Origin of the sequence: Haloferax namakaokahaiae (assembly GCF_042663225.1) — an archaeon.
Classification (GTDB): domain Archaea; phylum Halobacteriota; class Halobacteria; order Halobacteriales; family Haloferacaceae; genus Haloferax; species Haloferax namakaokahaiae.
Genome location: NZ_JBHTAA010000001.1, coordinates 642,429 through 655,002 on the forward strand (window position 1 = coordinate 642,429; position 12,574 = coordinate 655,002).

14 protein-coding genes are annotated in these 12,574 nt (G+C 63.1%); 5 read left to right on the forward strand and 9 right to left on the reverse strand.

Annotation, left to right across the window (positions count from 1 at the left end; translation table 11 throughout):
- Positions 1-53: 53 nt before the first annotated feature.
- Positions 54-917 (forward strand): CehA/McbA family metallohydrolase, encoded by an 864-nt coding sequence (locus ACFQJC_RS03515; protein ID WP_390221867.1) that lies wholly within the window; start codon positions 54-56, stop codon positions 915-917.
- A gap of 27 nt (positions 918-944) precedes the next feature.
- On the opposite strand, the gene ACFQJC_RS03520 is transcribed toward ACFQJC_RS03515, so the two are convergent.
- Positions 945-1,136: a hypothetical protein gene (locus tag ACFQJC_RS03520; protein WP_390221868.1), complete on the reverse strand. Its 192-nt coding sequence runs from the start codon at positions 1,134-1,136 to the stop codon at positions 945-947.
- A gap of 128 nt (positions 1,137-1,264) precedes the next feature.
- Between ACFQJC_RS03520 and ACFQJC_RS03525 the strand changes: the two genes are divergently transcribed.
- On the forward strand, positions 1,265-2,188 hold the full coding sequence (locus ACFQJC_RS03525; protein WP_390221869.1) for a 2-dehydropantoate 2-reductase: 924 nt from the start codon (positions 1,265-1,267) through the stop codon (positions 2,186-2,188).
- A gap of 28 nt (positions 2,189-2,216) precedes the next feature.
- Here ACFQJC_RS03525 and ACFQJC_RS03530 read toward each other — a convergent pair whose 3' ends face one another.
- The 3 genes from ACFQJC_RS03530 to ACFQJC_RS03540 all read right to left on the reverse strand — a co-directional run bounded on the left by ACFQJC_RS03530 (position 2,217) and on the right by ACFQJC_RS03540 (position 3,657).
- The gene (locus ACFQJC_RS03530) at positions 2,217-2,627 is read right to left on the reverse strand and encodes a DUF8036 family membrane protein (protein ID WP_390221870.1); all 411 of its coding nucleotides are present in this window, start codon (positions 2,625-2,627) and stop codon (positions 2,217-2,219) included.
- Positions 2,624-2,905 carry an ArsR/SmtB family transcription factor gene (locus tag ACFQJC_RS03535; RefSeq protein ID WP_390221871.1) on the reverse strand — a complete coding sequence of 94 codons (282 nt, stop codon included), beginning with the start codon at positions 2,903-2,905 and terminating at the stop codon, positions 2,624-2,626. The genes ACFQJC_RS03530 and ACFQJC_RS03535 overlap by 4 nt, the downstream gene beginning before the upstream one ends.
- Before the next feature lie 119 nt (positions 2,906-3,024).
- Positions 3,025-3,657: a hypothetical protein gene (locus ACFQJC_RS03540; protein ID WP_390221872.1), complete on the reverse strand. Its 633-nt coding sequence runs from the start codon at positions 3,655-3,657 to the stop codon at positions 3,025-3,027.
- Between the two features lie 159 nt (positions 3,658-3,816).
- On the opposite strand from ACFQJC_RS03540, the gene ACFQJC_RS03545 reads away from it, so the two are divergent.
- Positions 3,817-4,446 carry a DUF7979 domain-containing protein gene (locus tag ACFQJC_RS03545; RefSeq protein WP_390221873.1) on the forward strand — a complete coding sequence of 210 codons (630 nt, stop codon included), beginning with the start codon at positions 3,817-3,819 and terminating at the stop codon, positions 4,444-4,446.
- Between the two features lie 21 nt (positions 4,447-4,467).
- Here the strand turns inward: ACFQJC_RS03545 and ACFQJC_RS03550 are convergent, their stop codons facing one another.
- Together ACFQJC_RS03550 and ahbB are read right to left on the reverse strand one after the other, a co-directional pair.
- The gene (locus ACFQJC_RS03550) at positions 4,468-4,920 is read right to left on the reverse strand and encodes a hypothetical protein (protein ID WP_390221874.1); all 453 of its coding nucleotides are present in this window, start codon (positions 4,918-4,920) and stop codon (positions 4,468-4,470) included.
- Between the two features lie 242 nt (positions 4,921-5,162).
- Positions 5,163-6,206, reverse strand: a complete 1,044-nt coding sequence (gene ahbB / locus ACFQJC_RS03555; RefSeq protein WP_390221875.1) for a siroheme decarboxylase subunit beta — start codon at positions 6,204-6,206, stop codon at positions 5,163-5,165.
- A 95-nt stretch (positions 6,207-6,301) separates the two neighbouring features.
- Here ahbB and ACFQJC_RS03560 point away from each other — a divergent pair, with 95 nt between their 5' ends.
- On the forward strand, positions 6,302-7,381 hold the full coding sequence (locus tag ACFQJC_RS03560; protein WP_390221876.1) for an anthranilate phosphoribosyltransferase: 1,080 nt from the start codon (positions 6,302-6,304) through the stop codon (positions 7,379-7,381).
- 1,192 nt (positions 7,382-8,573) lie between these two features.
- Here ACFQJC_RS03560 and ACFQJC_RS03565 read toward each other — a convergent pair.
- On the reverse strand, positions 8,574-9,587 hold the full coding sequence (locus ACFQJC_RS03565) for a succinylglutamate desuccinylase/aspartoacylase family protein (protein WP_390221877.1): 1,014 nt from the start codon (positions 9,585-9,587) through the stop codon (positions 8,574-8,576).
- An 80-nt stretch (positions 9,588-9,667) separates the two neighbouring features.
- Entirely contained in the window at positions 9,668-10,645 is a 978-nt protein-coding gene (locus ACFQJC_RS03570) for a bile acid:sodium symporter family protein (RefSeq protein WP_390221878.1), read from the reverse strand.
- A gap of 129 nt (positions 10,646-10,774) precedes the next feature.
- On the opposite strand from ACFQJC_RS03570, the gene ACFQJC_RS03575 reads away from it, so the two are divergent.
- Positions 10,775-11,293, forward strand: a complete 519-nt coding sequence (locus ACFQJC_RS03575) for a peptidylprolyl isomerase (protein ID WP_390221879.1) — start codon at positions 10,775-10,777, stop codon at positions 11,291-11,293.
- Between the two features lie 2 nt (positions 11,294-11,295).
- Here ACFQJC_RS03575 and ACFQJC_RS03580 read toward each other — a convergent pair whose 3' ends face one another.
- Positions 11,296-12,492: a hypothetical protein gene (locus ACFQJC_RS03580; protein WP_390221880.1), complete on the reverse strand. Its 1,197-nt coding sequence runs from the start codon at positions 12,490-12,492 to the stop codon at positions 11,296-11,298.
- Positions 12,493-12,574: the final 82 nt, after the last annotated feature.

The following is a 12,574-nucleotide window of genomic DNA, read 5'->3' on the forward strand; positions in this document are numbered from 1 at the left end:
CGCTAGCACGATTCGGACGTGGATTTTTCGTCTTCGAAGTCGAAGCATGTTGTGTGTCCACGCTGACTGTCCGTCTCGACCCACACGTTCACTCCGAGGGGTCATACGACGCGCACGACCCAGTGGAACTCATCTTGGAACAGGCCGCCGAAATCGGTCTCGACGCCGTGGTCATCACCGACCACGACGTCATCGACGAGTCGATTCGCGCGGCGCAACTCGCTCCGATGTACGGTCTCGTCGGCATCCCGGGTGTCGAAGTCTCCACTGCGGACGGCCATCTGCTCGCCCTCGGTGTCGAGAAACTGCCACCCCGGCGACGACCGCTCGACGAGACTGCCAAGTGGGTCCACGACCACGGCGGCGTCGCTATCGTCCCGCACCCCTTCCAGCGGAGTCGCCACGGCATCCGAAAGAGACGCCTCGCCGCCTATCACGAGAAGTCCGGCCACGAGGCGTTCGACGCCATCGAAACCTACAACTCGTGGCTCTTTACGGGCTACAAGAACCGCCGCGCTCGTCGCTTTGCGGCCCGTCGCGCCTGCCCCAGCGTCGCCGGCAGTGACGCGCACAAAGTCGGGTACGTCGGCCGCGCGTACACCGAAATCGAGATTCCGGATATGTCGCGGGCGTCGCTCACGGCCGACGACATCCTCGATGCGATACGCGAAGGTTCGACGCGGGTCCAAGGCCGCCGAACCCCGCTGCCGACGAGCACGAAGCACTACGCCGGTGCCGCCGGTCGGAAGTCCGCTTACTACGCGAAACAGGGCGCGCTCGTCAGCGCTATCCTCGCCAAACGCGGGGCGCTCAAGTCCGGGTACTACGCCAAAATCGGCGCGCTCAAGAGCGGCTATCTAGCGAAGCGCGGCGCGATTCGCGGCGCGCAGTTGCTCGGTCGGTTCGCCTCGCGGTAGATTCACGCTCTGTTTGCCGTCTTTGTACTAGAGACGGTCGGTGAATGAGACGATGAGCGAGACGATAGCGACGAGTCCGACGCCCGCGAGAAAGAGCACCAACTGATTCGAGTAGTGTCCGTCACTGTTCATGACCGAATAGACTGTCTGAATCGAGAGCAACAGCGCGATGACCATGAGCCATCGCTGAATCGACTGGAGGCGTTCTTCGGAGGGCACAGTTCTCGCATCCGCAGCGCACCATCAAAAAGTCCCCACGATACGATTCCAACGCACCGGGTGGGGTAGCGCGTTCGAGAGAACTCCGCCTTCCAAACCTCTTTTAGCCGGCCTTCTGTACTCCGGCTATGAAATTCGCCATCTTCGGGGCGGGTGGAGTCGGCGGGTATCTCGGGGCACGACTCGCAGACGCCGGACAGGACGTCCACCTCATCGCGCGCGGGTCGCATCTCGATGCGCTCCAGTCGGACGGCTTACGCGTCGAGAGCGTCGCCGGCGACACGGCCGTCGAACTCCCGGCGACCGACGACCCGGCGGATATCGGAACGTGTGATTACGTCTTGCTCTGCACGAAAGCCTACGACGTCAAAGGGGCCGCAGCGGACCTCGCACCGCTGCTCGGCGAGGAGACGGCGGTCGTCTCGTTCCAGAACGGCGTCGATAGCGAGCGATGGGTCGCCGAAGTCGTCGGCGACGACCACGTGGTCGGCGGCGTCGCCTACATCTTCTCGACCATCAAAGAACCGGGCGTCGTCGAACACACCGGCGGACCAGCGCGGTTCGTCTACGGCGAACTCGACGGCCGAGCGTCCGATAGAATCGTCGCACTCCACGACGCCTTCTCGGCGAGTGACGGCATCGACGCGGTCCACGCCGAAGACATTACGGTCGAACTCTGGCGGAAGTTCGCCTTCATCTGTGCGCAGGCGGGGATGACTGCGACCACACGTCTCCCAATCGGCGAGATTCGCCAGAGCGACGCCAGCTGGGAGATGTTCGGCGACATCCTCACCGAGGTAGATGCAGTCGCCCGCGCGAAGGGCGTAGACCTCCCCGAGGGTCTCGTTTCGGACTGGCTCGACTTCGGACGCGACCTCGACCCGGCGATGTACTCGTCGCTCCACTACGACCTGACGAACGAGAAGCCGATGGAACTCGAAGCGCTCCACGGGTCGGTGGTTCGCCACGCAAAGAGCGTCGATGTCGAGGTGCCGATGAACGAGGCGGTCTACGCGATTCTCCAACCGTGGGCCGACCGAAACAGTCGATAGAAAGCGGCGACGTTCTCTCGCCTCGTTCTCACCGATAACTCTGATACAAGAGGACGACGACGGCGACCGACGCGAACAGGTCGGGGAGGAACGTGAACGCCCCGATGCTCACCTGTGGGCGGAAGCCGAAGACGATGGCCGCCAGCGGGTTCGAGGTGACTGCGTACAGCAACAACGCGACGGTGAACACGACCAGACTCATCGTAAACGGGTTGGGCAGGTCGAAGTAGACGCGGAGATAGTTGAACGCGAGCGCGACGAGCAAGACGACGTTGAACGTCGAGACGAGCAGTTTCACCTGCAAGAACAGCGCGAGTCGTGGCCCGAGAGGTCGCCCGAGCACTGCGGGGAGGCCCAAGGTTGCGACGAGCGCGACGAGGACGCCGACGAGCGTTATCAAGAGCGTCCGGGTCGTCGGGTCGGGGTCGGTCTCGCTCATTCGAGGTCGGCCTCCCGCGCGATTTGGTCGAGGATGTCTACGTTCTGTTCCATACGGTCGGAGAGGAAGTACGTCTTGCCGTAACCGTCGCCCATCGTTGTCAGGACTCCATTTTCTTCGAGGAGTTCGAGGTGGTGCCGCACCGTCTTGTAGTTCAAATCCAGTTCGTCGGCGAGTTGGTTCGCGTTCATCGGCGTGTCGGCGAGCGTCCGAACGATACGCAGGCGGTTCTTCCCGCCGCGCGCACCGCCGATGAGCCACCAGAGCACCCGACGCATCTGTTTGCACCTCTCAGTTGGGGTATAAAAACGATGCGGGCCGCTGAACCGCCCCGCACGGCAGCCATGTTCGAAACGGAGGGTGACACGAGTGGTCAGAGGGAGCGGAGCGGTTGCGCTCAGCGACCAGCGCGGCGGTGGTCGCGGTCACCGTCGTGGCGGTGCCAGTTCCGGGCCGAGCGCTCGTTCCAGCGTTCTCGAAGGTCGCTCACGTCGTAGCCGAGTTCTTCGAGCGTGTCGAGGGCGACTTCGCGGAGTTCGCCGGGGTTCGCACCGTCTTCACGGGCAGTCTCGACTGCATCGCGGACCGTCTCGACATCCTCGTCGCTCAGGTCGTAGTGGTCTTGCAGTCGGTCGAGTTTCCCGTCGAGGCGGTGCTCGAAGAGGACTTCGCGCATGTCCTCGTGGGTCACGCCGTACTGGTGGAGTCGGCCGTGGACGACGAGGCGAATCGCGTGGGCGGACGCGCCGTCGGCGCGCATCTCGCTTACCTCGTCTTCGATGGATTGCTTCTCCCTGTCGGTCAGGTCGAACTGGTCGAGGAACGTCGAAAGGTTGGTGTAGGTGGGGTCTGCCGTCGGTCGGCGGTCGGGTCTGTCGGCGGTCGTCTCCCTCTCTGACGGTTGGTCAGTGGTCTGTGCGTCGTCGGTCGGTTGTTCGGTCGTCGTCTCCTGTGCCGCGGCGAATCCAGCGATACCGCCGGAGACGACGAGCACGGCGAGGAGTGCGCCGATGAATGTCTTGCTTCGCATTGGGATGTCACCCACTCATCTCGTGGCCGAGGGGTTTGAAGGAGATTTGCCGAACTCGGACACGAGACGGACAGCAGACGGGCACGAGTTAGACCCAAATTCCAGTGGAAACGGGGGTCGGTCCAGAAAGTACTTGTCAGCGGTTCGTAGAGTTGGGGCATGAGTCGCCGGGCCGTCTTTGCACTGTTCGCTGCGGTCGTCGGGTTGTCACTCGTCGCGTCGCCGGTGTTGATGTCGGATTGGGACGAGCAGGCGGTGTTGATAGCAGACCCAATCGAGCAGTCCCAACTCGACGACGAAGTTCCGGTCCTCCAGTACGACGACCTCTCACCGGACGCGCAGACGGCGGTTCGAAAGGCTATCACACCGCCTGACGGTTCCCACATTGTCTACGGACGTGAAGACTGGCCTGACGAGTTCTTCTACAGTGACTATGCCAGTCCTGGCAGCGGCCAGTACGCCGTCGTCTATCAGGACCAGTACTACGAACTGATGACATACGCAGGGGGTAGCTTCCCGTTCGTTTTTTGGTCCTACGAACTCCCACTCATCGGCTACGGATTCGTGTTGCTATGGCTCACCAAACGGACGTATCTCGGTCGCTATCCAATCCGAAATATCGTACCTCTCGCCGCACTCGGCGTTATCTTTCACCTGCTCGGCCCCGAGTTCGACTTTCCCGTGCTCGAACCGATGCAGTTAGTCGGGTTGTGGACCGTCGCCGCCGTCGGAATTGTACTCGTAGCGGCGAGGGAGTACTTCTACGCCGGTTCACCGACCGAAGCATAGCCGGTCGATGTGGTTGGCTCACTACTCGTTCTGCTCTCTCCGTATCTCACTCCGCGGCTGGCCCCCCTCGAAACACCTGTCTGGGAGATATACCGTCGCCGGTTGCTCACCCGAAATCTGAATGTCGATTTCGAGTAGCATGAACTCCGTGTCGCCGAAGGAGTCGGCCACGCGGCCGGTGAGTGGCCCTGCGGAAGACCGAAGCACCTCGTCCGTCGCCTCGTCGCGGTAGAGGAGACCGAGATAGTACTCGACCGAAGCGGGTTCCATCCGCAGCGAGAAGTCGGTACAGTCCAGCGAGACCGTCGCGGTCGCGCGCGTGAACTCGATGGTTTGGGTCTTGGACTCCGTTTCGGTGTCTCTCGCCGGTGCCACATCTGCCGGGGCATCCGGTCTCAGCGTCGCGCCGCGGTCGGCCATCACCGGAATGTCGTTCTCGGGTGTCGCCGCAGACGCCTTCGCTGTCCATCCCACCAGCCCAATCCCCAATATCTGTAGTATGCGCCGCCGTGATTGTGGTTCCATCGTGTGTGGTCGTAACCGCCCGAAGCGAGTCACTGCTCCCCCGTCTCGCCGTCGTTCCGAATCGGTTCTCCGAGCTATTCGGGAAAGCTATGCGACTCCCCAAAAGTGTACTCAGACATACACGTTCCAATGTCAAAGCCGTTTTGCCAGCCCGGACCGCGGACTTTCAGGAGTAGAGGAGGGTCGCTGAATCAGTCGTCGGAGCTAACGAGTTCGTCGTACTGCGCGCCGGTCTGTTTCAGCGTCTTCGTGGAGTAGAGTCGCTCGTGCTCGAACGGGAGGTACTCCGCGGCGAGTTCGTCTATCTTCTCGTCCACCGCCTCGGCTTCGCGGCCGTGAATCATGGTGAAGAGGTTGTACTGCCAGTTCTGTTCTGGACGGCGCGGGCGGTGATAGCAGAGGGTGACGTAGGGGAGACTGCCGACCTGTTCACCACGAGCGTCGAGTTCGTCGTCGGGGACGTTCCAGACGACCATGCAGTTGTTGTGAAACCCGGTAACGACGTGGTTGACGACACAGCCGATGCGCTTGATACAGCCGTCGGCGAGGAGGCGTTCGATGGACGCGATTACGTCCTCTGGGTCGGCGTCGATTGCTGCCGCAACATCGCGGTAAGGCGTCTTCGAGAGCGGAAACCCGTCTTGAATCTCCACGAGGAGGCGAGCGTCGAGGTCCGAGAGGTTTCCCGTGGCGTCCTCTGAAATCCGGGTGGCGCTGACTTCGGTCCCTTCGAGGCTCTCGCGGGCGAAGCGGTCCTCGTTCATCACCGGGAATTCGAGGTCGATGTAGTAGTCGGTGAGCATCGGGAGGTTGAGCACCTCGCATCTGGTGCGTTCCTCGATTTCCGAGAGGATTCGGTCGCGCGTCGCCCGCGACCCGGCGGTGACGACGAACCACATGTTCCACTCGTGGTCGCGGCGGTAGTTGTGGTTCACCTGCCGGTAGCCGTTGATGACCTCGGCAACCTCGTCGAATCGGTCTTCGGGCGCGGCGACGGCTGCGAGCGTCGAACTCCCGATGACCGGCGGATTGAGTACCGCGCCGAAGCGTCGGAAGATGCCTCTCTCGCGGAGTCGTTGGACCCGGCTCAGGGCGTCGTCCTCGTCGGTTCCGAGTTCCTCGGCGACGACGCGAAAGGGTCGTTCGGCGACCGGAAAGCCACTCTGGTAGTCGTCGATGAGGGCGGCATCGATTTCGTCGAGGTCGTCTCGCCACTCCTCCGACAGCGCGCTCATTGTCGCGGCTTAGGAGTGGGCAAGCCTATCCCTTTCGGAGCCGCGCGGCGGGAACGAACAGGACGTTTTTTGCGCGCTCACTCGAACATCCAGCCATGACGACTGCCGACACCGAGTTCGGACCGTGGCCGCTGAAGCGCCTGATGACCGAGGTCGTGGGCACGGGCACGAAATCGGCCGAGGACATGAGCCGCGAACAGGCGACCGAAGCGATGGAGCGCATCCTCGCGGGCGAACCCGACCACACGACGCTCGGGGCGTTCTGGCTCGCCAACCGGTGGAAACACAACAACGCCGAGGAACTGGCGGCCTACGCCGACGTGATGGCCCAGTACGTCGAATACGCCGAACCAGACGCGGACCCCGTAGACTGCGGTGCCAACTACGACGGCAAGGGCAAGACGGCCATCCTCGGCGTCGGCGCTGGTGTCGTCGCGGCCGCCGCGGGCACGCCCGTCGTCGTCCACTCCGGCGACCGCGTCCCCACGCAGAAGCAGGACGCCTACAAACACGTCCTTGACGCGCTCGACGTTCGGACGGAACTCGAACCCAGCGAGTCGGCGGACATGGTTGACGAGACCGGCTTCGGCTTCTACTACCAGCCGAAGTTCAACCCCGCGATTCACGACCTCTGGGAGCGCCGCGACAACATGGGCGTTCGCACCTTCGTCAACACCATCGAGACCATCGCCAACCCCGCGAACGCCTCGACGCACCTCGGGTCGTTCTACCACCTCGCCTTCGCCAAGAAGATGACGGACACGTTCAAAGCGAGCGAGCACCACGACCTCTCTCGCATCGTCATGTTCCAGGGCATGGAAGGCTACGACGATATCCGCCCCGGATACACCAAGGTCGCCGAGTGGACCTCGGGAGAAGGAGACGGCACCTTCGAGGACTTCGATATCGAGACCGCCAACTACGGCATGGACTTCGAGTACGACGACCTCGGCGTCAACGAAGACGACGTTGCGGGCGACTCGGCCGAAATCACGGAAGCCGTCCTCGCCGGCGAGCGCGACGACCGCTTCGCCGACGCTATCGCCCTCAACGCGGCGCTTCGCATCTACGCCCGGCAGGACGCAGAGTCGATTGATGAAGGGCTTGAAATGGCTCGTGAAGCCATCGACTCCGGTGCGGCAGCAGCAGTGCTCGAAGACCTGCGCGACTTCTGAGGGTCAGGCTTCGACCACGTCGAATATCGCGCCAAGCGTTTTGTGCTCGGTTTCTTCTGTGTGTACATCGAGCGCCGCGAAACAGTAGCGACCCGGACGAAACGCAACACCACCCACAGTACGGAAATCGAGCGAATTCTCGGACGGGGTGCGACGAACGAGAACGGTCCACGAGTACGAGTCGTTTGGTGGGATTACTGCACCGATATCGATAGGCGACGGTGTGTCTCCTACCACCGTCCAGCCACGGTTCGTTTGTCGCCAGATTCGCCAGTACGCCGGAGCGAGACCCAAAGGCTCAGACTGTCGATTCACGAGATTGAACTTCGTTTCATGACCCAATTTGACTCGCTCTCGTTCTGGGTACAGAAACACCGATTCGTCGGTCACGTCATGATAACACAGGCCGATTTCATTCGGACACGTCGTGTCGTCGCCAACCTGACTTTCTGGACTCGCAGTCGGCACAGCACATCCTGCGAGACCAACCACTCCGACAGAACCCACAAATCGCAATAGATTGCGTCTTCGCATGTCCACGACTCCATTTCCGCCGCTAAAGTCTTCTCGCCTGCGTTTTTGAGTCGTCGGCAGCCCTGTTGGACGGGTCATCAACGTCGAATATCGCGCCAAAGGATTTGTTCTCGGTCGGCTCTTCCCCGCCAATATCGACATTACGCACTTCGAAACAGTAGCGGCCGGGTTCGAAGGTGACTCGATTTAGTCCACCCCACCCACGCTCCACATCTTCTGGGACCTCCGCTTGAACCGGGACTGACCACGTGTACGAACTGAGAGGACCAATCTCTGCACCGACCTGTTAGACGTTGTCGTCTGGCCGGATATCTCGCCAGCCCTCGGTAGTGTGTCGCCAGAGCCAACAGTTGTCGGGTCCGATTGATAGCGTCGAATCCGTTCGGTTGACCAACGAAAACGCTACCTCCGCACCGAGTTCAACGCGCACTTTCTTTGGGTCCAAAGACACGGGTTCGTCACTCCCTTCGTGGTGGCATTGGTCAATTTCGACAGGGCAATTCACGTCACTAAATCGACGCTCAGAACTCGAATTCGGCGCAGCACACCCAGCCATGCCAGCAACCCCAAAAAGCCCCACAAACCGCAACACGTCGCGTCGTCGCATGACAGCGACTCCAACCGCGAGAATAAATGTCTTCTCGCCTGAAGTTCGGCCCTAAATTTCGAACTCCTCGTCAGCGGCGTCGAACGGATCCTCTTCGTCGCCATCCAGCGGGAGCGCCACGCCAACGAGCGTCGCGCCGGCGGTGACGGTTGCCTCGCGGGCGACAGAGTAGACGACGCCAGTGCGTTCGGCTTCGACCTCTTGGAGCATCTCGTAGGTCGTCGGGTCGTACACCCAGCCGAGGTGGTCGCCGGGGCGCACGTCGCGGCCGAGTTCGAGGTCCTCGCGGGCGACGAAGAGACCGGATTCGGCGGCGGTGACGCGCCCGAGGTGGTTTTTGTACGTTTGTCCGTCCCACGACTGGACCGCGCCGGAGAGGATGCCGAGGTGGCGAGCGAGGTTGAGGACGCCGGAGACGCCCGCGTCGATGGCGTCTTCGACGAGTTGCTTGTTGTGGGCGAGTTCGGGCGTGATAGACGGAATCTCGGCTTCGGTGGCGGCGACGCGGAGTTTGCCGCCGAAGTTGCGTTCGGCCCACTCTTCCTCGGCGTCTTCTCCGGCGGCCTCGGCGAGCAGTACGTCGATTCCGAACGCTTCGGCGAGGGTCCGAGACTCCTCGTGGCCTTTCCGGTAAACGGTGTGGGTCAGCATGTCGGGACTGCCGGTGTGGAGGTCCACGATGGCGTCCGCATCGCTGGCGTACTCCCAGAGGGTGGCGGCCATGCGTTCGTGGAGCGAGCCATCGGCATCGCCGGGCCAGACGCGGTTCATGTTCGGGTTGACGGAATCGACCGACTCGGGCGTGGTGTACGAGACGCGGTCGAACGTCAGCGGGTCGGCCACCGGGACGGCGACGATGCGGCCGTCGAACGATTCGCGGTCGAGGCGACTGTGGAGTCGCCGGAGGACTTCGGTACCGTTTATCTCCCGGCCGTGTTGGGCGGCTTGAACGTAGAGTGTCGGCCCGTCGGTCGTCCCGTCGTCCGGTTCGTAGACGTGAACCGTCGTCTGGATGGGGACACCGGACGGGAAGCGGGCGAGTGTCACGGTCTCCGCGGTGTGCATACGCACCGCAACGCTATCGTGTCTCTTGTAGGTAGGGGGAATCCGCAGTCGGCGAAAAAGACGGTACCTCGTGTCGGTTCTCAGTCGTCTGTCGGTGCGTGGGCCGGGCGACTGGCCTCCTGCCGCGAGAAGTAACTCGCCAGCGCCGGGCCGGTGACGTTGTGCCAGACGCTGAAGAGCGCCGGCGGCAACGCGGCGAGCGGCGAGAAGAACGCGACGGCGAGGGCGGCGGCGAGACCACTGTTCTGGAGGCCGACTTCGAACGTCGTCGTCCGAACGCGGTCGGCGGGCATGCCGGCGAGCGTGCCCGCGCCGTAGCCAGCGCCGAGTCCAATCGCGTTGTGGAGGACGACGGCGGCGATGGCGGCCGCACCGGCACCGAGAATCGTATCGACGTTGAGACCGACGACGGCCGCGACGATGGCGACGATGGTCACCACCGAGACGAGCGGGAACACGTCGAGTCCAGCTTCGGCGGCCTCAGGTGCGTAGCGGTCGAGCAGATATCGGAGCGCGAATCCGAGTACGACCGGGATGAAGACGATTTGGACGATGCTCACGAAGAGGTCCATGAAGCCCACCTGTAACTGCTCGCCGGCGAGCGCGACCACCCACGCGGGCATGACGATGGGCGCGGCGAGCGTCGTGACGGTCGTAATCGCAACGGAGAGCGCCACGTCGCCCTCGCCGAGGTAGGCCATGACGTTCGAGGCGGTGCCGCCCGGCGCGGCACCGACGAGGATGACGCCGACGGCGAGTTCCGGCGGGAGCGAGAGGGCGACGGTGAGCGCGTAGGCCGCCAACGGCATCACGAGCCACTGCGCGATGGCACCGACGGCGACGGCACCGGGTTGCTCGGCGAGTCGTTTGAAGTCGATTGGTTGGAGCGTCAGCCCCATCCCGAGCATGATGATGCCGAGTCCGAGCGAGATGTGGGGTGCAATCCACGTGAACAGACCCGGTTCGACCAGCGCGAGACCCGCCGCGACGAGGACGAGCACGACGAAGTACGTGTTTGCGACGTTCGAGGCCTTCCGGAGAACCGAGAGCGCGCTCATTGAAGCGACCCTCTGTGCCATTGATATGTCATCTCATCACAATCGTTCGTGTCAAATTGATATGTCTATCGGTTCGGCCGATGTAGTCGGAGCGGCACGGTTTTCAGTCGCCCGCACGACGGGGTTGGTATGAGCGACAACCCAACTGCCACGCTCCACACGACGAAGGGCGACATCACGGTCGAACTGTTCGCGGACAAGGTTCCGAACACGGTCGAGAACTTCATCGGTCTCGCCACGGGCGAGAAGACGTGGGTCCACCCCGAGACGGACGAGACGAAAGAGGACGAACCCCTCTACGAGGACATCCTCTTCCACCGCATCATCGACGGCTTCATGATTCAGGGTGGCGACCCGACCGGAACCGGCCGCGGCGGCCCGGGCTACACGTTCGACGACGAGTTCGACTCCAGTCTGAGCCACGACGGCGCCGGCGTCCTCTCGATGGCGAACCGCGGCCCGAACACCAACGGCTCGCAGTTCTTCATCACCCTCGACGCACAGCCGCACCTCGACGGCAAGCACGCCGTCTTCGGCAAGGTCACAGACGGTATGGACGTCGTCGAGGAGATTGGTTCGGTCCCGACCGACCGTCAGGACAAGCCAGTGTCTGATGTCGTCCTCGAATCCGTTGACGTCGAGCAGTAAGCTCAGCGCGCGTTGACGGCCCACAGCGGCGGTTCAACCGTCGTCTCGTCCATCGCATCGTATTCGAACCACACTGTTACTCTCACACCGTCTCGCGTCTCGTAGGTCACTTCCATCGAGCGGACTAACCCCGATTCTTCGATGACCGCGCTGGCGGTGTACGTCACCGACCGCGGGAACTCGTTGCCGCTGCCCACGACTTCGTACAGTTGGGTCCCGTCGTCGTCGGTCGTCGAATTCACTACGCGAGAGTTCTCCGTCGAGAGATACCAGTCGATGTACGATTCGGCGCGCACTGCCTGGCGGCCGGGGCCGTCCACGCTTTCGGGGTCGATGACGCGGACGGCGACGCCGTCTGGTTCCGCCGGGCGGCGAGCGTATCGGAACGAACCGTCGGCGAAGGAGTCTTCGGAGGCGGTCGGCCGCGGGAACGCGCGCAGGGTGCCACTCCGCTGAACCGACGACAGATAGCGGTTCGGCGCTTCGACGGCGACGGTTTCGACTTCGCTTCCAGTCTGACTGCCGGCAACCGATTCACGGTACCCAATCGTCCACTGGTAGGAGCGATTTCCGAGCGCCTCGCGGTGGGCTTCGGCGAGAAGCGTGGCGTTCTCGACACCGGCAGTCGAGAAGCCGGGGGCAATCGAACGGGGGACGGGCGTCGCAGTCGGCGTCTGCGTCGAAGTCGCCGTGGCCGTCGGCGAGGCACCTTGAGTCGCCGACTGAACGCCGGAGAGTGGAATCGTCCCCGTCGCAACCGCGGCGGCGGCGACGAGGAGGAGAACGACGAGAACCAAGAGCGGTCGAACCCACCGCCGTCGCGGGCGCGATGCGACCGGCGCGCTGAGGACGGCCCCGAAATGTGCCGAAAAGAGGCGATCACTCTGGGCTTCGGGAAGTCCGTAGCGAGCCATATCGAAGACGTCGCCGACGGAGTAGACCGTCGCATCCGGCCAATCGCGCCCTCCCAGCGCGACGATGACGGTGGCGTCTGCCGGCGGAGCGCGCGTTTGCAGAAACGAGTCTTTGGCGATGGCGATGCGTTTGGTCTCGCCGCCACGGACCGCGACGAGGGTTCTGCCCTCGGTACTCACGTCCCACCCGCGTGCCGCCCAGAGGTCGGCGAGAAACTGCTGTTGCTCTCGGAGGGAGCGGGAGCGAAACGCGCTGTCGAAGCGTTCGCGTCGAGGGCGGTCCATCGGTTATCGTAGGGGTGCGAGGCGGAAAGAGCCACCGGGCACATGCCAGAAGCCGACCGACAGCGCAAAGTCGCCGCGGTTG

Bases quoted from the DNA above. Each gene is read 5' to 3' on its own strand.
- ACFQJC_RS03575 (WP_390221879.1), top strand. From the start codon at position 10,775: ATGAGCGACAACCCAACTGCCACGCTCCACACGACGAAGGGCGACATC.
- ACFQJC_RS03545 (WP_390221873.1), top strand. From the start codon at position 3,817: ATGAGTCGCCGGGCCGTCTTTGCACTGTTCGCTGCGGTCGTCGGGTTG.
- ACFQJC_RS03540 (WP_390221872.1), bottom strand. From the start codon at position 3,657: ATGCGAAGCAAGACATTCATCGGCGCACTCCTCGCCGTGCTCGTCGTC.
- ACFQJC_RS03570 (WP_390221878.1), bottom strand. From the start codon at position 10,645: ATGAGCGCGCTCTCGGTTCTCCGGAAGGCCTCGAACGTCGCAAACACG.
- ACFQJC_RS03535 (WP_390221871.1), bottom strand. From the start codon at position 2,905: ATGCGTCGGGTGCTCTGGTGGCTCATCGGCGGTGCGCGCGGCGGGAAG.
- ACFQJC_RS03580 (WP_390221880.1), bottom strand. From the start codon at position 12,492: ATGGACCGCCCTCGACGCGAACGCTTCGACAGCGCGTTTCGCTCCCGC.
- ahbB (WP_390221875.1), bottom strand. From the start codon at position 6,206: ATGAGCGCGCTGTCGGAGGAGTGGCGAGACGACCTCGACGAAATCGAT.
- ACFQJC_RS03565 (WP_390221877.1), bottom strand. From the start codon at position 9,587: ATGCACACCGCGGAGACCGTGACACTCGCCCGCTTCCCGTCCGGTGTC.
- ACFQJC_RS03560 (WP_390221876.1), top strand. From the start codon at position 6,302: ATGACGACTGCCGACACCGAGTTCGGACCGTGGCCGCTGAAGCGCCTG.
- ACFQJC_RS03525 (WP_390221869.1), top strand. From the start codon at position 1,265: ATGAAATTCGCCATCTTCGGGGCGGGTGGAGTCGGCGGGTATCTCGGG.
- ACFQJC_RS03530 (WP_390221870.1), bottom strand. From the start codon at position 2,627: ATGAGCGAGACCGACCCCGACCCGACGACCCGGACGCTCTTGATAACG.